General features: G+C 61.4%; 18 protein-coding genes. 10 read left to right on the top strand and 8 right to left on the bottom strand.

The window, feature by feature from the left end:
• Positions 1-55 precede the first annotated feature (55 nt).
• The 3 genes from carB to AQS8620_RS02730 all read left to right on the top strand — a co-directional run bounded on the left by carB (position 56) and on the right by AQS8620_RS02730 (position 5,715).
• Complete coding sequence (gene carB, locus AQS8620_RS02740) at positions 56-3,328, top strand: carbamoyl-phosphate synthase large subunit (RefSeq protein ID WP_085835270.1); 3,273 nt, start codon at positions 56-58, stop codon at positions 3,326-3,328.
• Between the two features lie 412 nt (positions 3,329-3,740).
• A complete protein-coding gene (locus tag AQS8620_RS02735) occupies positions 3,741-5,048 on the top strand; it encodes a DEAD/DEAH box helicase (RefSeq protein ID WP_085835269.1) in 1,308 nt (435 codons plus the stop codon).
• Positions 5,049-5,133: 85 nt separating this feature from the next.
• Positions 5,134-5,715: a thymidine kinase gene (locus AQS8620_RS02730; protein ID WP_085835268.1), complete on the top strand. Its 582-nt coding sequence runs from the start codon at positions 5,134-5,136 to the stop codon at positions 5,713-5,715.
• 81 nt (positions 5,716-5,796) lie between these two features.
• Here AQS8620_RS02730 and AQS8620_RS02725 read toward each other — a convergent pair whose 3' ends face one another.
• From AQS8620_RS02725 to AQS8620_RS02705, 5 genes are all read right to left on the bottom strand, one after another.
• The gene (locus tag AQS8620_RS02725) at positions 5,797-6,738 is read right to left on the bottom strand and encodes a 2-hydroxyacid dehydrogenase (RefSeq protein WP_085835267.1); all 942 of its coding nucleotides are present in this window, start codon (positions 6,736-6,738) and stop codon (positions 5,797-5,799) included.
• Positions 6,735-7,067 (bottom strand): tRNA-binding protein, encoded by a 333-nt coding sequence (locus AQS8620_RS02720; protein WP_085835266.1) that lies wholly within the window; start codon positions 7,065-7,067, stop codon positions 6,735-6,737. The genes AQS8620_RS02725 and AQS8620_RS02720 overlap by 4 nt, the downstream gene beginning before the upstream one ends.
• Positions 7,064-7,879: a pyrroline-5-carboxylate reductase gene (gene proC, locus AQS8620_RS02715; protein WP_085835265.1), complete on the bottom strand. Its 816-nt coding sequence runs from the start codon at positions 7,877-7,879 to the stop codon at positions 7,064-7,066. Before proC ends, AQS8620_RS02720 begins: the two co-directional genes overlap by 4 nt.
• Positions 7,880-8,002: 123 nt before the next feature.
• Positions 8,003-8,506, bottom strand: a complete 504-nt coding sequence (locus AQS8620_RS02710; protein ID WP_085835264.1) for a type III secretion system chaperone family protein — start codon at positions 8,504-8,506, stop codon at positions 8,003-8,005.
• A 295-nt stretch (positions 8,507-8,801) separates the two neighbouring features.
• Positions 8,802-9,050 carry an accessory factor UbiK family protein gene (locus tag AQS8620_RS02705; protein WP_085835263.1) on the bottom strand — a complete coding sequence of 83 codons (249 nt, stop codon included), beginning with the start codon at positions 9,048-9,050 and terminating at the stop codon, positions 8,802-8,804.
• A gap of 160 nt (positions 9,051-9,210) precedes the next feature.
• On the opposite strand from AQS8620_RS02705, the gene lgt reads away from it, so the two are divergent.
• From lgt to AQS8620_RS02680, 5 genes are all read left to right on the top strand, one after another.
• Complete coding sequence (lgt, locus tag AQS8620_RS02700; protein WP_200809578.1) at positions 9,211-10,089, top strand: prolipoprotein diacylglyceryl transferase; 879 nt, start codon at positions 9,211-9,213, stop codon at positions 10,087-10,089.
• Positions 10,086-11,156 carry a class I SAM-dependent methyltransferase gene (locus AQS8620_RS02695; RefSeq protein ID WP_085835373.1) on the top strand — a complete coding sequence of 357 codons (1,071 nt, stop codon included), beginning with the start codon at positions 10,086-10,088 and terminating at the stop codon, positions 11,154-11,156. The genes lgt and AQS8620_RS02695 overlap by 4 nt, the downstream gene beginning before the upstream one ends.
• Positions 11,153-11,908 carry a peptidoglycan editing factor PgeF gene (gene pgeF, locus AQS8620_RS02690; RefSeq protein WP_085835262.1) on the top strand — a complete coding sequence of 252 codons (756 nt, stop codon included), beginning with the start codon at positions 11,153-11,155 and terminating at the stop codon, positions 11,906-11,908. The genes AQS8620_RS02695 and pgeF overlap by 4 nt, the downstream gene beginning before the upstream one ends.
• Positions 11,909-12,202: 294 nt before the next feature.
• Positions 12,203-12,385 carry a hypothetical protein gene (locus AQS8620_RS02685; protein WP_085835261.1) on the top strand — a complete coding sequence of 61 codons (183 nt, stop codon included), beginning with the start codon at positions 12,203-12,205 and terminating at the stop codon, positions 12,383-12,385.
• A gap of 335 nt (positions 12,386-12,720) precedes the next feature.
• Complete coding sequence (locus AQS8620_RS02680; RefSeq protein WP_085835260.1) at positions 12,721-13,698, top strand: Hint domain-containing protein; 978 nt, start codon at positions 12,721-12,723, stop codon at positions 13,696-13,698.
• A 76-nt stretch (positions 13,699-13,774) separates the two neighbouring features.
• On the opposite strand, the gene AQS8620_RS02675 is transcribed toward AQS8620_RS02680, so the two are convergent.
• Positions 13,775-14,275, bottom strand: coding sequence for an Lrp/AsnC family transcriptional regulator (locus AQS8620_RS02675; RefSeq protein WP_085835259.1), 501 nt, complete (start codon positions 14,273-14,275; stop codon positions 13,775-13,777).
• Positions 14,276-14,505: 230 nt separating this feature from the next.
• Between AQS8620_RS02675 and trxB the strand changes: the two genes are divergently transcribed.
• Positions 14,506-15,504, top strand: coding sequence for a thioredoxin-disulfide reductase (gene trxB, locus AQS8620_RS02670; RefSeq protein ID WP_085835258.1), 999 nt, complete (start codon positions 14,506-14,508; stop codon positions 15,502-15,504).
• A 372-nt stretch (positions 15,505-15,876) separates the two neighbouring features.
• Positions 15,877-17,589: a bifunctional sulfate adenylyltransferase/adenylylsulfate kinase gene (locus tag AQS8620_RS02665; protein ID WP_085835256.1), complete on the top strand. Its 1,713-nt coding sequence runs from the start codon at positions 15,877-15,879 to the stop codon at positions 17,587-17,589.
• A 158-nt stretch (positions 17,590-17,747) separates the two neighbouring features.
• On the opposite strand, the gene AQS8620_RS02660 is transcribed toward AQS8620_RS02665, so the two are convergent.
• Both AQS8620_RS02660 and AQS8620_RS02655 read right to left on the bottom strand, forming a co-directional pair.
• The gene (locus AQS8620_RS02660; RefSeq protein ID WP_085835255.1) at positions 17,748-17,975 is read right to left on the bottom strand and encodes a DUF1150 family protein; all 228 of its coding nucleotides are present in this window, start codon (positions 17,973-17,975) and stop codon (positions 17,748-17,750) included.
• A gap of 3 nt (positions 17,976-17,978) precedes the next feature.
• Entirely contained in the window at positions 17,979-18,392 is a 414-nt protein-coding gene (locus AQS8620_RS02655) for an Hsp20 family protein (RefSeq protein WP_085835253.1), read from the bottom strand.
• Positions 18,393-18,513: the final 121 nt, after the last annotated feature.

Below are 18,513 nucleotides of genomic sequence, written 5' to 3'. Positions count from 1 at the left end.
CTCACCCCAGCGCGTATAAAGCCGCGAATTTGCGCTGTGCCATAAGGGGATTCCCATGCCGAAAAGAACCGATATCTCTTCGATTATGATCATCGGCGCAGGGCCAATTATTATCGGCCAGGCCTGCGAGTTCGACTACTCCGGCGCACAGGCCTGCAAGGCTCTGCGCGAGGAAGGCTACCGTGTCATCCTGGTGAACTCGAACCCCGCGACCATCATGACCGATCCCGGGATGGCCGATGCCACCTATATCGAGCCGATCACCCCCGAAGTTGTCGCCAAGATCATCGAAAAAGAGCGCCCCGATGCGCTCCTGCCCACGATGGGCGGTCAAACGGGCCTCAACACCGCGCTGGCGCTGGCCGACATGGGAGTGCTTGAGAAATTCAACGTCGAGCTGATCGGCGCGAAACGCGAGGCCATCGAAATGGCCGAGGATCGCAAGCTGTTTCGCGAGGCCATGGATCGTCTGGGCATCGAAAACCCCAAGGCGACCATCGTCACCGCGCCCAAGAAAGAGAACGGCAAGTTCGACATCAAAGCCGGTGTCGCCGAGGCCCTCGACGCGCTGGAAGAGATCGGCCTGCCCGCGATCATCCGCCCCGCCTTCACGCTGGGCGGCACCGGTGGCGGCGTGGCCTACAACCGCGACGACTACGAATATTACTGCCGCTCGGGGCTTGAGGCCTCGCCCATGGCGCAGATCCTCGTCGACCAGTCGCTTTTGGGCTGGAAAGAATACGAAATGGAAGTGGTGCGCGACACGGCCGATAACGCCATCATCGTCTGCGCCATTGAAAACGTCGACCCCATGGGCGTGCACACCGGCGACAGCGTGACCGTCGCCCCCGCCCTGACGCTGACGGACAAAGAATACCAGCTGATGCGCACCCATTCGATCAACGTGCTGCGCGAAATCGGCGTCGAAACCGGCGGCTCCAACGTGCAATGGGCGGTGAACCCCGCCGATGGCCGCATGGTGGTGATCGAAATGAACCCCCGCGTGTCGCGCTCCTCGGCGCTGGCGTCCAAAGCGACCGGTTTCCCGATTGCCAAAATCGCGGCGAAACTGGCTGTGGGCTATACGCTCGACGAGCTGGACAACGACATCACCAAAGTGACGCCCGCGTCTTTTGAGCCGACCATCGACTATGTGGTCACCAAGATCCCGCGCTTTGCCTTCGAAAAATTTGCCGGGGCCAAGGCCGAACTGACCACGGCGATGAAATCCGTGGGCGAGGTCATGGCGATTGGCCGGACCTTCCACGAATCGATGCAAAAGGCGCTGGCCTCGATGGAAACCGGCCTCACCGGTTTCGACGAGATCGAGATCGAAGGCGCGCCGGAAAAATCCGCCGTGATCAAGGCGCTGTCGGTGGCCACCCCCGACCGCCTGCGCGTCATCGCCCAAGCCATGCGCCACGGGCTGACCAACGACGAAATCCAGGCCGCCAACAGCTATGATCCGTGGTTCCTGGCCCGTATCCGTGAAATCGTCGATGCCGAGGAAGAGATCCGCAAAGAGGGTCTGCCGGTGACCGAACAGGGCCTGCGCCGCGTCAAGATGCTGGGCTTTACCGATGCCCGCCTTGCGACGCTGACGGGCCGCGACGAGGACAATGTGCGCCGCGCGCGTCACAACCTCGGCGTCAAAGCCGTGTTCAAACGCATCGACACCTGCGCGGCCGAATTCGAGGCGCAGACGCCCTACATGTACTCGACCTACGAAAGCCCGGTCATGGGCGAGGTCGAATGCGAAGCGCGCCCCTCGGATCGCAAGAAAGTGGTCATTCTGGGCGGTGGTCCCAACCGCATCGGTCAAGGGATCGAGTTCGATTATTGCTGCTGTCACGCCTGTTTCTCGCTGACCGAGCAGGGCTATGAAACCATCATGATCAACTGCAACCCCGAGACCGTGTCGACCGACTACGACACCTCGGACCGGCTCTATTTCGAGCCGCTGACCTTTGAACATGTGATGGAAATCCTGCGTGTCGAACAGGACAATGGCACGCTGCACGGCGTCATCGTCCAGTTCGGCGGCCAGACCCCGCTCAAACTGGCAAATGCGCTGCAAGACGCCGGTATCCCGATCCTCGGCACCACCCCCGATGCCATCGATCTGGCCGAAGACCGCGAGCGCTTCCAAGACCTCGTGAACCGTTTGGGCCTCAAGCAACCCAAGAACGGCATCGCCTCGACCGACGAGCAAGCTCTTGCCATCGCGCAGGAAATCGGCTTCCCGCTGGTCATTCGCCCCTCCTATGTTCTGGGCGGCCGTGCGATGGAAATCGTGCGCGACATGGACCAGCTCAAGCGCTACATCCGCGACGCTGTGGTCGTCTCCGGGGACAGCCCTGTCTTGCTCGACAGCTACCTCTCGGGTGCGGTCGAAATCGACGTGGATGCGCTTTGCGACGGCACCGACGTGCATGTTGCGGGCATCATGCAGCACATCGAGGAAGCCGGTGTGCATTCGGGCGATAGCGCCTGTTCGCTGCCGCCCTATTCCTTGCCCCAGGAGATCATCGATGAGCTGCACGTCCAGACGCGCGCGCTGGCGCTGGAACTCAACGTCGTGGGCCTGATGAACATCCAATACGCCGTCAAGGACGGGGTGATCTACCTGATCGAAGTGAACCCGCGCGCCTCGCGGACCGTGCCCTTTGTGGCCAAAGCCGTCGGCTCGCCCATCGCCTCGATCGCCGCGCGCGTCATGGCGGGCGAAAAGCTGGCCAGTTTCGATCTGGTCGACAGCTCGAAAACCGGTCGTTTCGCGGTCAAGGAGGCGGTTCTGCCTTTCGCCCGTTTCCCCGGTGTGGACACGATTCTGGGTCCGGAAATGCGCTCGACGGGCGAAGTCATGGGCTCGGATGTCAATTTCCACCGTGCCTTCCTCAAGGCGCAACTTGGCGCGGGCACTATTCTGCCCACCGAGGGTCGCGTGTTCATCTCGCTCAAAGACAGCGACAAAACCCCCGCCATCGTGGATGCGGCCAAGGCCCTCACCCAGATGGGGTTTGTGCTGATCACCACCCGCGGAACCGGCGCGTTCCTGACGCAAAACGGTGTCGAAGCGACCATCGTGAACAAAGTTTATGAAGGCCGTCCCAACATCGTGGACATGCTTAAAGACGGCGACATCGCGCTGGTGCTCAACACCACAGAAGGCAGCCAAGCCGTTGAAGACAGCCGCGAAATCCGCTCTGTCGCACTCTACGACAAGATCCCCTACTTCACGACCGCCGCCGGTGCCCATGCCGCCGCCTTTGCGATCAAATCGCGCGAAGAGGGCGAAATTGGCGTGATGTCTCTGCAAGAAATGTAAGCGCCCGCTGAGCGCGACACCGAACGCCCCGCCCTCACCGGCGGGGCGTTTTGCATGTCCCGCCGGTGCTTGGCCTTGGCCCCCAATGCGTCCTTGCGCTGCTATGCGGCGAATAATCTTGACTTCTGCGCCAAAGTGCCCCATCTGCCACCCATCGACACCCCTTGCTGCCGCGTGAGCAGCCGCGCTCCCGAAAGGGCTCCAACAGGATCAAGCGCCTCAGGTGTCGACACAGGCCAAACGGCCAATTCTGGTTCCCATGTCACGCGAGGGGTCCGGCGGGATAACGGGGCACGCACATTCGGTGCCAGCTCCGACAACCTTCCCGCTCCCTACGCTTTGCCCGTGCGTCTCGCGCGGGTCGGGCCAATTTTGCGCTCTGCCGGCATGCGGCACCGCTTACAGGATAAATATGACTGATTTTACGATGCTCGGCCTCCAGCCGCGTCTTCTCAAGGTTCTTGCCGATAACGGCATCGACGCCCCCACCCCGATCCAGGCCCGCGCCATCCCCGAAGTGATGAACGGTCGCGACGTGATGGGTCTGGCGCAAACCGGTACGGGCAAAACGCTCGCCTTCGGTCTGCCGCTGCTCGACCTGCTGATGAAAGCGGGCTCCAAACCCGCCCCCAAAACCGCCCGCGCGCTGATCCTTGCGCCGACCCGCGAGCTGGTGAACCAGATCGCCGACAACCTGTTCGAATTCGTCAACGGCACGCATCTGAAAATGGCGCGCGTTGTCGGCGGGGCCGGCATCAACCCCCAGATCAAACGCCTTGAGCGCGGCACCGACATTCTGGTCGCGACCCCCGGCCGTCTGATCGACTTGATTGATCGTCGCGCCGTGTCGCTGCATGAAACCAGCTTTCTCGTGCTCGATGAAGCCGACCAGATGCTTGATCTCGGGTTCATCCATGCGCTGCGCAAATTGGTGCCGCTGCTTGCCAAAGAACGTCAAACCATGCTGTTCTCGGCCACGATGAACAAGCAAATGGCGGAAATCGCTGGCGCTTTCCTGACCTCCCCGATCCGCATCGAAGTCTCGACTCCCGGTAAGGTCGCCGACAAGGTCGAACAGGAAATCCACTTTGTGCCGCAGGCCTATAAGCGCGAAAAGCTCGAAGAGCTGATCAAAGAGCACCGCGATGAACTGGCGCTGGTCTTCCTGCGCACCAAACACGGTGCAGAACGCCTGATGAAACAGCTCACCGCGGCTGGCTTCTCGGCAGGCTCGATTCACGGCAACAAATCCCAGGGCCAGCGCGAACGCACGCTGAAATCCTTCCGCAACGGCGAGCTGAAAATCCTCGTGGCGACGGATGTGGCCGCGCGCGGCATCGACATCCCCGATGTGCGCCATGTCTACAACTTCGACCTCCCCAATGTGCCGGAAAACTACGTGCACCGTATTGGCCGGACGGCCCGCGCGGGTCGTGAAGGCAAAGCTGTCGCGTTCTGCGCCGCCGAGGAAGTATCGGACTTGCGCGCCATCGAAAAAGTCATGGGCATCTCCATTCCCGTGGCCTCCGGCCGTGCGCCTCTAGCCGAAGAAATCCCCGCCAAGAAATCCGGTCGTGGCGGTCGTGGCGGCGGCGGTCGTGGGCACGGCGGTGGGCACACCAAACAGGGCGGCGGTCAAAAATCCGGCGGCAACCCTGCAGGCCGCACCAACGCCAAGCCGCGCCGCCCGCAACGCGCGCGCCGCACCACCGCAGCCTGAACCAAACAAAACGCCATCCTCACGGGTGGCGTTTTGCACTTGTGACGCTTGAAGTCACACAGGCTCTGGGGCTAAACCCAGCGTCATGGCCAAGCTCTATTTCCAATATTCCACGATGAACGCAGGCAAATCGACCCTGCTGCTCCAAGCCGCCCACAATTACCGTGAGCGCGGTATGGAGACCTATCTGATCACCGCGCAATTTGACAATCGTGCGGGCGAAGGCATGATCGCCTCGCGCATCGGCATCGGTGATCCCGCCGACACCTTCGCCCCCGATGAGGACATGTTCGCCAAGATCAACGCCCGCCTTGGCCAAGGAAGCGTGGCGTGTATCTTCATCGACGAAGCACAGTTTCTCAGCCACAATCAGGTCTGGCAAATCGCCCGTGCCGTAGACGATCTGAATGTGCCGGTAATGTGCTACGGGCTGCGGGTGGACTTTCAGGGCAATCTCTTTCCCGGATCGGCCGCTTTGCTCGCGCTGTCAGACGAGATGCGCGAAGTACGCACGATTTGCCACTGCGGAAAAAAGGCAACGATGGTGGTGCGCCAGGACGCCGATGGCCACGTCATCCGCGAGGGCGCACAGGTCGAAATCGGCGGCAACGAGCGCTACGTTTCGCTCTGCCGCAAGCACTGGCGTCAGGCCGTCGAGCGCGCCTGAGGCTTCTTTCGGACCCAAATACCCAAGATCGTACAGACTGCAGAAGGCGCGCCCTTGGGTATTTTTATCCGAAAGAAACCGCTAGACCGGATTGGGAAGCGGCGCACCTGTGGCAAACGCGTCAAGATTGTCGAGTACCATGCGGCCCATCGCCTCGCGCACTTCCAGTGCTGCCGTACCAAGATGTGGCAGAAGCGTGCAATTGGTCAATGCCCGCAGCGCGGCGGGCACCTGCGGCTCATGTTCGTAGACGTCCAGCCCGGCGCCCGCGATTTTTTGACTTTGCAAGGCGTCTATCAGCGCCGCTTCCTCAACAATGTCCCCGCGTGCGATGTTGATCAGCAGGCTTGACGGCTTCATCTGTGCGATTTCTGCCGAGCCGATCAGGTGACGGGTGTCCGGCGTCGCCGGCACGGCGATCAGGACAATGTCCGCACACGAGAGGACCTCTTGCAGGGTTGCAAGTTGCGTTGCAGGGGTGGCGAAACCGGCAACCTGCGAGCGGTTGTGAAAAACGACCTTCATGTCAAAGCCGAAATGCGCGCGTTTGGCGATGGCTTTTCCGATCCGGCCCATGCCGATGACGCCAAGCGTTTTGCCTGTCATGTGCAGGCCCAAAAGCTGCGTGGGATGCCAGCCGCTCCAGCCCCCCCGTCGCACGAGGGCTTCGCCTTCCGAGGCGCGGCGCGCTGTCATCAACATCAGCGTAAGGGCGATGTCGGCTGTCGCGTCGGTGACCGTGCCAGGGGTATTTGTCACCGCGACTCCTGCCCGTTGGGCGGCCGTCACGTCGATATGGTTGGTTCCGACGCCGAAATTCGCCAGGATTTTGCAGCGCGGGGTTTGGGGGAAGGCCGCTGCTGTCAGGTCGTCGCCGATGGTGCAGATCACAGCATCAAATGCCTCGAACGCGGCGCGCGCGCTTGTCGGTGTGAGCGGACAGTTCTGCGCTGTGACCTCGAAACGTGCCTTTGCAGCCGCCATCACTGTGTCGGGCAGGCTGCGGGTGATCAAAAGTTTCAATGCAGGCGCCCTCCGTCAGGAACCGCCTGATCGGGACCGACAAGCACAACCTCGCCGCTTGCATCGGGCAGGCCCAGCACGAGAACATCGGACATGAATTTGCCGATCTGGCGGGGCGGGAAATTGACCACGGCGAGCACCTGTTTGCCGACGAGCGTCTCGGGCGTGTAATGCGCCGTGATCTGCGCCGAGGAGCGTTTCACGCCGATCTCGTCGCCAAAATCAATCGTCAGCTTGATCGCCGGTTTGCGCGCTTGCGGGTAGGGTTCGGCGTGGGTGATGGTGCCGACACGGACATCGACCTTCAGGAAATCGTCAAAGTCGATCATTTCGCCAATTCCTCGGAGCGGTTGATATTTGCGCGCACCGCCCGTTTCAGCAGCGGCGCGAAGCCGGTTTGCGCGTCCATCAGCACCTTCAGCGCCTCCGCCGTGGTGCCGCCTTTCGAGGTGACCTGCACGCGCAGTTCGGAGGGCAACATGTCGCTTTCCTCGGCCAGGGCCCCTGCACCGCCGACGGTGGCTTTGGCCAGTTTTAGCGCCATGTCGGCAGGCAACCCTTCGGCCTCGCCCGCGGCGGCCAGCGTTTCGATCAGGTGGAAGACATAGGCCGGACCGGAGCCAGACACAGCGGCCACCGCATTCATCTGGGACTCGCCCTCGAGGCGCACGACCTGCCCCACGGCACCAAGCAGGCGCTCGCACAGATCAAGGTCCGCCTCATCTGCCGCGCCATTGCCGACAATTGCCGTGATCCCGCGCCCGATGGCACTTGGCGTGTTGGGCATCGCGCGCACCAGCGGTGTCCGTGCGCCCAGCGCCGCCTCGTAAAACGCGATCGGCAAGCCCGCAGCCACGGTCAGGAACAGGGTTTGCCCGCCCGCAAACCGCGCGACATCGGGCATGACATCGGGCATGATCTGCGGCTTGACGCCCAGCATCACCATCGCGGGAGGCGTATCGGGCATAGCGTTCAGTCGCAGGCCCTCGACAGATTGCAACCATGCGGAGGGGCGCGGTGCGATGACGGTGACGCTGCTGGGCGCGAGCCCGTTTGCCAGCCAGCCCTTGAGCATCGCGCTGCCCATTTTGCCACAGCCCACGATCACCAGACCGCGGGTTTTCAGATCAGTCATGTCCACGAAAAAGCCCCCTAACAGCTTGCGCAAATTCAGGGGGCCACTCTAGTCAACGCTGCGCCAAGCGCAACGGCGTGCCGGTCATCTGCGGGGATGCACGTACAAGCGGGCGCGACCGCGCCGTGATCAGGCCCGCCCGTAAGCTTCGGCCATGGCGATCTGCATGGCAGAGGCCGCTGAACGATCTCCCCAGGCCACAAGTTGGAACGCCGGATAATACCGTTCGCAAGAGGTCACGGCCGCGCTGATCAGACGATCCACCTGTTCGGGACTGGCCAGCTGACCGCCTGCCAGAACCAAGCCGTAGCGAAACACCATCATCTTTTGCTCGGGCCAATAGGTAAAGGCTCCGGCCCAACATTGATCGTTGATATGGTTAAGGACCTCATAGAGCTGCAGCAATTTGTCTGCGGGCGGCTCCATTTCGAAGGTGCAGATCAGGCGCAGGGTCTCGTCAAAATCGGACCATGCCAGCGTGATGGAATAGGTGCGCCACTGGCCCTCGACGGCCATGGCGATCTGGTCATCGGCGACGCGGTCGAATTCCCAATCATTATGCTCGGCGAGATGCTCGCACAGGTCAATCGGGTGGATTTCATCGGAGGAAAAAGAGTGCTCAGTATACGCCATCACGCGGCCTCATCTGCTGTAGCCCAGTGGTGCGGCAGCGCCACTAAGACTTGGTGCCTGCTCTAGGGATGCGTTCTTTTTACATTCCCTTACCAGATATGGTGGTGCAGCCTTAACAGCCTGTAAAGGATTATTTCTGCGTTATCCCCACCTATTGTGCCAATCCCTGACTTACCCCCAGATCCTGTGGCTAAATCTAGGGCAGGTAGGTGCCCCTGTGGACATGTGGACAAAAGAAAACGGCGCCCTCGCAAAAGGACGCCGCCTGCATGGTGTTGTCTGCCTGTGGTGGTGCTCAGGCGCCGTTCTTTTCCTCAAGCGCCGCAAGGCGGGCCGCAAGCGCTTCGTTTTCGCTGCGCGCCTTGGTCGCCATGGCCTTAACCGCATCGAATTCCTCACGGGTGACGAAATCACGCTCGGCCAGCCAGCGATCCAACATGCCTTTCACGGCGGTATTGGCTTCGTCCTTGGCACCCTGTGCCACGCCCATGGCATTGGTCATCAGTTGGGACAGGTCGTCGAAAATCTTGGTACGGGTTTGCATCACGGGCCTCCAAAGGCAATTAGCGGGGCAAAAATCGAGGTTCCTTCCTTATATGGGGCGCGGTCGCGGATTTCACAAGCGCGCAAGGCCGCGCCGAGAGCAACGCGCGGGTGTTGACTTCACCCGCCACTCGGCCACAGATGCCGCCATGATGACGATTATGCCCGCCGTACTCCAATTTCCCGACCTCTCGCCCGAGATCTTTTCGATCACTCTGGGCGGGTTTTCCTTTGCCCTGCGCTGGTATGCGCTGGCCTATATCGCGGGCATCGTGATCGCGTGGAAGCTGTGCACTGCCGCCCTCGCGCGCGACCGGCTTTGGCCTTCCAACCGCGCGCCAATGGCCCCGCAGAACTTCGAAGACCTGCTGACATGGATCATTCTCGGGGTGATCGTCGGGGGGCGTCTGGGCTATGTTCTTTTTTACCGACCGGGATATTACCTGGCCAATCCGGTGGAAATTCCCATGGTCTGGACCGGGGGCATGTCGTTTCACGGCGGCTTCCTGGGCGTCGTGATTGCGGCGCTGGCCTATGGGCTGCGCCATAAAATCGCGCTTTTGTCCCTGGGCGACCTGATGGCGATGGCGACGCCTCCGGGTCTGATGCTTGGACGCATCGCCAATTTCATCAACGACGAACTCTGGGGCCGCCCTTCGACCCTGCCCTGGGCCGTTGTGTTCCCCTCCGATCCTGCCCAAGACTGCCCCGGCGTGATCGGCCCCTGCGCGCGCCACCCCTCGCAGCTCTATGAGGCGGGGATGGAAGGGCTGATCCTCGGGAGCCTGCTGATCGTACTGGCATGGCGCTTTGGCGCATTCAAACGGCGCGGGCTGATCCTTGGGCTGTTCCTTGCCGGCTATGGGCTGTCGCGGTTCATCGTCGAATTCTTCCGTCAGGCAGACGGGCAATTCATCACGCCGGACAATCCGCTTGGGCATGTGGCGCTTGGCATGTCGATGGGGCAACTGTTGTCCCTGCCGATGCTGCTGCTTGGACTTGTGCTTGCGGCACGGGCGTGGCGGGCCCCGCGCGCATGAGTGCGTTGGCCGACATCCTCAAACGCCGGATCGCGCAAAACGGGCCGATCCCGCTGGCCGATTACATGGCCGAGTGCCTGCTGCACCCAGAGCACGGCTATTACACCACCCGCGCGCCCTTCGGGACCAAAGGCGATTTCATCACCGCGCCGGAAATCAGCCAGATGTTTGGTGAATTGTTGGGGCTGTGTCTGGCGCAAAGCTGGCTGGACCAAGGCGCGCCCGCGCCCTTCACGCTTGCCGAAGTCGGCCCCGGTCGCGGCACGCTGATGGCCGATGTGTTGCGCGCGACAAAATCCGTGCCCGGCTTTCACGCGGCCGCACAGATCACCCTGATCGAAGCCTCCCCCCGCCTGAAGCAGGTCCAGCGCGACACGCTTGCGGCCTATCACATCACCCATTGCCCGGATCTCGCCGCGCTCCCCGAGCAGCCGCTCTTCTTGCTTGCGAACGAGTTTTTCGACGCGCTGCCCATCCGCCAGTTCACCCGCGATGCACAGGGCTGGCGCGAAACGATGGTGGGGATGGACGGTGATGCGCTGGCGCTTGGCCTGTCCGCACCGGCACCGATCCGCGCGCTGGACCACCGCCTGAGCGACACGAGCGCAGGCGATATTGTCGAAGTTTGCCCCGCAGCGGCGGGCCATATCAGCGCCCTGTCGCAGCGGATCGTGGCCCATGGCGGGGTCGCGTTGATTTTCGATTATGGCGGCTGGCACAGTCTGGGCGACACCTTCCAGGCCCTGGAAGACCACCACCCCGTTGACCCGCTTGCCCGCCCCGGACACGCCGATCTGACGGCCCATGTGGATTTCGAACCCCTTGCCGTGCAGGCGCGCCGCGAAGGGGCGCAGGCGAGCGCCCTGATGACACAGGGCGAAATTCTGGGTCACCTGGGAATTGTCGCCCGCGCGCAGGCATTGGCGATGAAGCTGCAGGGCGACGCTCTCGAGGCCCATGTCGCGGCGTTTAACCGCTTGACCTCCCCCCAAGAAATGGGTTCGCTGTTCAAGACGATTGCCCTCTTCCCGCAACACGCCCCCTGCCCTGCCGGATACGACGCATGACGCTAGAAATCCTGACTTCCGACGCGCTGGACGGCGTGACACACGGTTTTTTCACCCGTAAGGGCGGCGCGTCTTCGGGCGTGTTCGAAGGGCTGAACTGCGGCAACGGATCGTCGGACCAGAGCGACATCGTGGCCATCAACCGCGCGCGCGTGGCAGCGGCCATGGCGGTCGCCCCCACCCATCTGTGCGGCGTGCATCAAGTGCATTCGGCAGATGTTGCAACCCTGTCCGAGCCGCCCGCAACCCCGCCGCGCGCCGATGCGCTCGTGACGGCAACGCCCGGACTCGTCCTTGCGATTCTGACGGCCGACTGCCAGCCGGTCCTGTTTGCCGATCCGCACGCCAAAGTCGTCGGTGCGGCACATGCGGGCTGGCGCGGTGCGCTGGACGGGGTGCTCGATGCAACGATCGATGCGATGGTGGCGCTTGGTGCGCAGCGTGAAAACATCGCCGCTGTGATCGGGCCGTCGATTTCACAGCGCGCCTATGAGGTCGGGCCGGAGTTTCTGGAAACCTTTCTGGACGCCGACGAAGACAACGCCCGCTTTTTCGTGAACGGTCAGGACGACCGCTACATGTTCGATCTACCGGCCTATGGATTGTACCGTTTGCGCGAAGCCGGCATCGGGTTTGCCGAATGGACCCGCCATTGCACCTACTCCGATCCCGACCGCTTCTTTTCCTATCGCCGCTCGGTGCACAATAAAGAAGCAGACTACGGGCGATTGATCGCGACAATCGCACTCTAAGCGCTTTGGGCACTTGAACCCGGGATCGGAGGCGATAAATGGCCGCGCCCGAACATTCGATATCGCCCGAATCCGGCGCGTTTTGCCTCAAATTTGCCAGAAACAATGAGCAATCCCGCCCATGCATTGTTCGACAGGGCAAAAAATACAGTTTTTTCAGAGCATTAAAAAAATCATACCTGCAGTTACGTTTTTTGCATGGCTGCTAACCACCGTCAAACCCTTGCCGCATTGAACCGTCATAACACTGTCATCAGACAAGGCGCTCTTGCAGCGCATTAGGGAGATCGAGACATGAACAAACAACGCCGTTGGATGACTTCGATGATTGAGCAAAGCGCAAAAACCGATGCGCAAATGCCTTGGGCCCGTGGCACGAACCGCGCAATGCGCGATACCGCGAAGGCCCGCTTGCGCGCCCGCGCCGAGGGCACCTATGTCGCCCCCGCGCCCCGCGCCGCGCTGCGCTCGGCCTGATCTCCTGCCCCTGTCGGTTCCGCCGGGAGGGCGGGATGGACAGGATAAAACCCGACAAGGTCGCCCAAGCAGAGATGCGGGGCGGCCTTTTTGATTCGGGAAACGATCCGCGCCACTCGGGCGCTTTGGGTGAAATGTGGCAGCATTTGCGGCCAGTGGCGCAACAAACCCTGCTGTGCGGCGCGACTATTTCCAGTCTGGCGCCGGTTTGGAGATATTTTTGACAGCCGTGTCCGCGGCGGCGAAAGCTTCGGTATTCCCTTTGAAGTCGGTGGGGGCCGATTGCTGGGGTGGCATATTCCCGATGCCGCTTCGCCAGACATAGGACGAAAGACATGTCGTACCCCCACCTGTCGGCGCCCCACGCGGCGCGCACCGGCGCGCAACGCACATCTGCTGCGAAAAGCGCCACGCCCAAATCCACGCCCAACGTCAATTCCGCGATGCACGACTGCGTCGATGGCAAGGCCGTCGCGAAACCGGCAACCGCATGGACCGTGCGGCGCGTTCGTTCCAGCTCGATGGCGGCGGCCAGCGCGCGCAAAGCCGTCCCCGCATGTCTGTATGATGACAGCGCCCCGCGCACGGCACCCGCCGCTGCGCCGCTGGTCCCCCCCGCCCCTGTCGAGTCCCTGCCATTGCGCAAGTACGAGGTGCTCTGGCGGGGCGCGAACGGCGACATCCTTGATCTGTCGCAGCGCGCCCCCGCAACTGCGGTCTTTGAAGCCGCCTTTTCGGCGTTGGCGCGCGGGGCATTGATTGCCACGCCAAACGGTCCGGTCGCAGTCGAAGATCTGTTGCCCGGTGATTTGGTCGACACGGTGGACGGCGCGCCGATGGCCGTCGACTGGATCGGCTCGATGCAGGTCACGCCCGATGCTGTTGACGGCCCTTGTGCGCTCTACCGCGTTGCTGCGGATAGTTTCGGCTTTGGCCGTCCCGGCCTGGACCTGATGCTGGGGCCAAACGCGCGAATTTTGCACCGCGCTCCGGCGCTGCGCAGCTATCTGGGGACCGATCAGGCCCTGGTGCCCATTGCGGCTCTGGCCGATGGGATCAGCGTGATCAATGTCACCCCGATGGCTTCTGTGCGCACCTATCACATCGCGCTTGCACAGCACCGTTTGATCAAAGTGAACGGATTTCCGGTAGAAACCTACCACCCCGGCGCAAGCGCCTCTGCGCAGCTGCCGCCGCCCCTGCGCGCCCAATTCATGGCGCTGTTTCCCCATATCCACGAGTTGGGCGACTTTGGCGCGATGGCCTTGGCGCGCCTGTCCGTCGGGGATTTGGAAAAACTTGACGCGGCGTGAGCCCCTCAAACCGGCATAGAAAAAGGCGCGCGGATCAAATCCTGCGCGCCTTTTGCCTATTTTCACCAGACACCCGTCAGGCGCGTTGCGCGAGGCGCTCCTCAAGCACGTCGAAGGGAACACCCGGCTGATCCTTGCGACAGCGGATCACCAGCGAGGTTTTCACGCTCGCCACATTCGGCGCCGATGTCAGATGACCGGTCAGAAAACTCTGAAAGCTCGAGAGGTCCGGCGCGACGCATTTCAGCACGAAATCCACTTCACCGTTGAGCATGTGACACTCGCGCACCAGCGGCCAGTCCTGACAGCGGTCTTCAAAGGCAGCGAGATCGGATTCGGCCTGGCTGACCAGCCCGACCATCGCAAACACCTGAACTTCAAAACTCAGCGCGCGGGCGTCGACTTCGGCATGGTAGCCTTTGATATAGCCCGTATCCTCAAGCGTACGCACACGGCGCAGGCACGGCGGCGCCGAAATCCCCACCCGCTTGGCAAGCTCGACATTGGTCATGCGCCCATCGGCCTGAAGCTCCGCCAGAATTTTGCGGTCAATTTCATCAAGCTTGTGTCCAGCCATGGTGCGCTCCTGCAATTTGATCGAAGGATACTGAAATCATCCGCTGTGCGCAACATTATTTCACACTTGCGCAACATCCTTCCGTCTAACTTGCGCTAGATGCAACAGAGCGTTGCGCACTGCAAGTGCATTCGCCGCGCCCTGTGCAAGGGGGTTTCATGCGGCGCATCGCAGGTCTATATGCAGTCTCTGATCACGCTTGCGCAGTTATTTACAAAAAGGGGTCGCTCATGTCCCAGATCAAACACACCCGTCTGCTCATCATCGGCTCCGGTCCCGCAGGCTATACCGCCGCCGTTTATGCCAGCCGGGCCATGCTGGAACCTGTTCTGGTGCAAGGCCTGCAACCGGGCGGGCAGCTGACCATCACGACGGAGGTCGAAAACTGGCCCGGCCACACCGAAATCCAAGGTCCCGACCTGATGGTCAACATGGAAGCCCATGCCAAAGCGATGGGGACGGAAATCATTTCCGACTATATTTCGGAACTGGACCTGTCCAAGCGGCCCTTTACCGCCCAATCCGACAGCGGCGTGACCTATACGGCAGATGCGGTGATTCTGGCGACCGGCGCCCAGGCAAAATGGCTGGGCCTGCCCTCGGAAGAGAAATTCAAAGGCTTCGGCGTGTCGGCCTGTGCTACCTGCGACGGGTTCTTCTATCGCGGTCAGGAAGTGATCGTGGTCGGTGGCGGCAATACCGCTGTTGAAGAAGCCCTCTTCCTCACCAATTTTGCGTCCAAAGTGACGCTGATCCACCGCCGCGACTTCCTGCGCTCGGAAAAGATCCTGCAGGACCGTTTGCAAAAGAACCCCAAAATCGAGGTGCTTTGGAATCACGCGATCGAGGAAATCGTCGGCGAAAGCAGCCCCCTTGGCGTCGAAGCCGTACGCGCCAAGAACACCGTGACCGGCGAGATCACTGAACTGCCCGCCAAGGGCGTGTTCATCGCCATCGGCCACGCACCGGCCTCCGAATTGGTCAAGGACCAGTTGGAATTGCACTCGGGCGGCTATGTGTCGGTCAAACCGGGCACGACCGAAACCTCCATCGCGGGCGTCTTTGCGGCGGGCGATCTGACCGATCACATTTACCGTCAGGCCGTGACCTCTGCGGGCATGGGCTGCATGGCCGCTCTTGATGCCGAGCGCTTCCTTGCCTCCGAAGGCCTGGCCGAAGGCGAAAATGTCGGCACCGTCGAGGGCCCGGCAGAAAAACTGCGCATCTAAGAGGTCCAAAACGGATCAAACCCAGCGGGGCCGACGCAAAGAGTCGGCCCCGTTTTTTATGGCCACGCGCGGGCGCGCGCGCCACAACGCGACAAAAACGGGGCGGGGCGGCGATTGCCCCGCAAAGCCGCAACAGTCCCCCTTGGGCAGGCGGGGGACAATCGTGCCGCCCGCTTCCTCAAAGCAGAAAATTTGTCCGGTTTTCGCAAATTCTGCGGCTTTTCGGCCTCTTTTGCGTAAAAATCCGCCGCGAGCATTGCCTTGACGCTGCGCCCCAAGCTATCCCGCCTGCAGTGGCGCAGGCCGCAATTATTTCTCAAGCGCGAAACTCGCGCACTATATGACGCCAGTATTGAAGGCAGCGATAACCCTATGGCACAAAATCTCGCCCCCATCCCCGAGCTTTTCGTTTCCTACGAAAGCGCGCAAAAACTCAAAGTCGAAGCCGCTGATTTGGTCAGCTGGGATCTGACCCCGCGCCAGATCTGTGACCTCGAACTCTTGATGAATGGCGGCTTCAACCCGCTGAAAGGCTTTCTGACCGAAGCCGATTACGACGGTGTTGTCGACAACATGCGCCTGGCAGACGGCGCGCTTTGGCCGATGCCGATCACGCTGGATGTGTCCGAAAAATTCGCCGAGGGGCTTGAAGCGGGTCAGGACATCGCCCTGCGCGACCAGGAGGGCGTGATCCTTGCGACCATGACCGTCACCGACAACTGGGTGCCCAACAAATCCAAAGAGGCCGAAAAGGTCTTTGGTGCGGATGATTCCAAGCACCCCGCGGTCAACTACCTGCACAACACCGCTGGCAACGTGTACCTTGGTGGCCCCGTCACCGGCATCCAACAGCCCGTGCACTATGATTTCCGCACCCGTCGCGACACCCCCAACGAGCTGCGCGCCTATTTCCGCAAGCTCGGCTGGCGCAAAATCGTGGCCTTCCAGACCCGCAACCCGCTGCACCGCGCGCACCAGGAACTGACCTTCCGCGCAGCCCGCGAAGCCGAGGCCAACCTGTTGATCCACCCCGTTGTGGGCATGACCAAACCGGGCGACGTGGATCACTTCACCCGCGTGCGCTGCTACGAAGCCGTGCTCGACAAATACCCCGCTTCGACCACCACGATGTCGCTGCTGCCGCTCGCCATGCGCATGGCAGGCCCGCGCGAGGCTGTGTGGCACGGTCTGATCCGTAAAAACTACGGTCTCACCCACTTCATCGTCGGCCGCGACCACGCAGGCCCCGGCTCCAACAGCCAGGGCGAAGATTTCTACGGCCCCTACGACGCACAAGACCTCTTCAAAGAGCACGAAGAGGAAATGGGCATCAAAATGGTGCCGTTCAAACACATGGTTTGGGTCGCCGAGCGCGCGCAATACGAAGCCATCGACGAGATTGAAGATAAAGACGACATCACGATCCTCAACATCTCGGGCACCGAGTTGCGTCGCCGTCTGGCCGAAGGTCTGGAAATCCCCGAGTGGTTCTCCTTCCCCGAGGTCGTGAAAGAACTGCGCAAAACCAAGCCGCCGCGTTCCAAGCAGGGGTTCACCGTGTTCTTCACCGGCTTCTCCGGTTCGGGCAAATCCACCATTGCGAATGCCCTGATGGTCAAGCTGATGGAAATGGGCGGTCGTCCCGTGACGCTGCTTGATGGTGACATCGTGCGCAAGAACCTGTCCTCGGAACTGGGTTTCTCCAAAGAGCACCGCGACCTCAACATCCGTCGCATCGGCTATGTGGCCTCCGAGATCACCAAGAACGGTGGTATCGCGATCTGTGCGCCCATCGCGCCCTACGCCACCACCCGCCGCGCCGTGCGTGAAGATGTCGAAGCCTTCGGGGCCTTCATCGAAGTGCATGTCGCCACCTCCATTGAGGAATGCGAAAGCCGCGACCGCAAAGGTCTCTACAAGCTGGCGCGTGAAGGCAAGATCAAGGAATTCACCGGCATTTCCGATCCCTACGATGTGCCCGAATCCCCCGAGCTGCGCATCGAGACCGAAGGCACCGATGTGGACAACTGCGCCCACCAAGTGCTGCTCAAGCTCGAAGCTATGGGCCTGATCGCTGGCGAATAAGCCGCCCAGACCAGACAAAAGAACGCCCCGAAGGATCCTTCGGGGCGTTTTTCTTTGTCGGTTTCTCTGTCGATTTCTAGGTCGTGTTTCCATGCTTGGCGGTTTGCGCGCAAAATCGCAAACGACCGGCCGCCATCTATCGGGCGGCGCAGTGCAGGTTAGTGGACCGACACCGGCGCAAGTTCGTTCTGGCGCGCCAGGGCAAAGGCCATCGTGCGGTCTTTGACCAAGGCCACGCGCTCGCCCGCTTCGGTGTAGACCGCATAGACGCGCTCCAAACCACCGGCGTGGCTTTTGACGTCGTCGGGCAGCTCCGCAACCTCGATTGCGCGCACATAGACGATACGTTCGGCCGCCTCGGGGAGTGCTTCGTACTTGGTATCCATGACTTAGCCTTTCCTGATCTCAATCGTTTGAACAACGCAGTCAGCGACAGATCGTTGCAATTCAATGTGCAACAGCCCGTTTTCCATCCGCGCGCCTTTCACATCCACACCGTCTGCCAGCACAAAGGAGCGCTGGAACTGACGCGCCGCGATACCGCGGTGCAAGAACACGCGCTCGACGCTGTCCTCGGCAATGCGACCGCGCACAACAAGCTGGCGGTCTTCAAGGGTCAAGGACAGATCGTCATCATGAAACCCCGCAACAGCCAGCGTGATGAGAAAGGAATTATCGCTGGTTTGTTCAATATTATAAGGCGGATAACCACCTGCATCGGATTTTGCCGTGCGCTCGACCAGACGTTCAAGCTGATCAAATCCAAGCAAAAAGGGGTGCGCCCCCAAGGTCATTTTGGTCATTCTCACGTCCTTTATGCTCAAGCGACGTTGTCGTGTCAGGCCCCGTGATTGGCGACCCTTTTCAAGAATATGGGAAGCCTGCGCCGCGATCACAACCCCATTAGCCCCCGCAAAACCCCGC

It is taken from the genome of Aquimixticola soesokkakensis (genome assembly GCF_900172375.1).
GTDB classification, from domain to species: Bacteria; Pseudomonadota; Alphaproteobacteria; order Rhodobacterales; family Rhodobacteraceae; genus Aquimixticola; species Aquimixticola soesokkakensis.
The sequence above is the reverse complement of the archived record's forward strand: the minus strand, read 5'-3'. Positions and strand labels throughout refer to the sequence as shown.

Excerpts from the sequence above, each read along its gene's own strand:
- carB (WP_085835270.1), top strand. The coding sequence starts at position 56 with ATGCCGAAAAGAACCGATATCTCTTCGATTATGATCATCGGCGCAGGG.
- AQS8620_RS02705 (WP_085835263.1), bottom strand. The coding sequence starts at position 9,050 with ATGCAAACCCGTACCAAGATTTTCGACGACCTGTCCCAACTGATGACC.
- AQS8620_RS02685 (WP_085835261.1), top strand. The coding sequence starts at position 12,203 with ATGAACAAACAACGCCGTTGGATGACTTCGATGATTGAGCAAAGCGCA.
- AQS8620_RS02720 (WP_085835266.1), bottom strand. The coding sequence starts at position 7,067 with ATGATCGACTTTGACGATTTCCTGAAGGTCGATGTCCGTGTCGGCACC.
- AQS8620_RS02695 (WP_085835373.1), top strand. The coding sequence starts at position 10,086 with ATGAGTGCGTTGGCCGACATCCTCAAACGCCGGATCGCGCAAAACGGG.
- AQS8620_RS02730 (WP_085835268.1), top strand. The coding sequence starts at position 5,134 with ATGGCCAAGCTCTATTTCCAATATTCCACGATGAACGCAGGCAAATCG.
- lgt (WP_200809578.1), top strand. The coding sequence starts at position 9,211 with ATGCCCGCCGTACTCCAATTTCCCGACCTCTCGCCCGAGATCTTTTCG.
- AQS8620_RS02680 (WP_085835260.1), top strand. The coding sequence starts at position 12,721 with ATGTCGTACCCCCACCTGTCGGCGCCCCACGCGGCGCGCACCGGCGCG.
- AQS8620_RS02710 (WP_085835264.1), bottom strand. The coding sequence starts at position 8,506 with ATGGCGTATACTGAGCACTCTTTTTCCTCCGATGAAATCCACCCGATT.
- trxB (WP_085835258.1), top strand. The coding sequence starts at position 14,506 with ATGTCCCAGATCAAACACACCCGTCTGCTCATCATCGGCTCCGGTCCC.
- AQS8620_RS02655 (WP_085835253.1), bottom strand. The coding sequence starts at position 18,392 with ATGACCAAAATGACCTTGGGGGCGCACCCCTTTTTGCTTGGATTTGAT.
- AQS8620_RS02665 (WP_085835256.1), top strand. The coding sequence starts at position 15,877 with ATGGCACAAAATCTCGCCCCCATCCCCGAGCTTTTCGTTTCCTACGAA.
- pgeF (WP_085835262.1), top strand. The coding sequence starts at position 11,153 with ATGACGCTAGAAATCCTGACTTCCGACGCGCTGGACGGCGTGACACAC.
- AQS8620_RS02735 (WP_085835269.1), top strand. The coding sequence starts at position 3,741 with ATGACTGATTTTACGATGCTCGGCCTCCAGCCGCGTCTTCTCAAGGTT.
- AQS8620_RS02675 (WP_085835259.1), bottom strand. The coding sequence starts at position 14,275 with ATGGCTGGACACAAGCTTGATGAAATTGACCGCAAAATTCTGGCGGAG.
- AQS8620_RS02660 (WP_085835255.1), bottom strand. The coding sequence starts at position 17,975 with ATGGATACCAAGTACGAAGCACTCCCCGAGGCGGCCGAACGTATCGTC.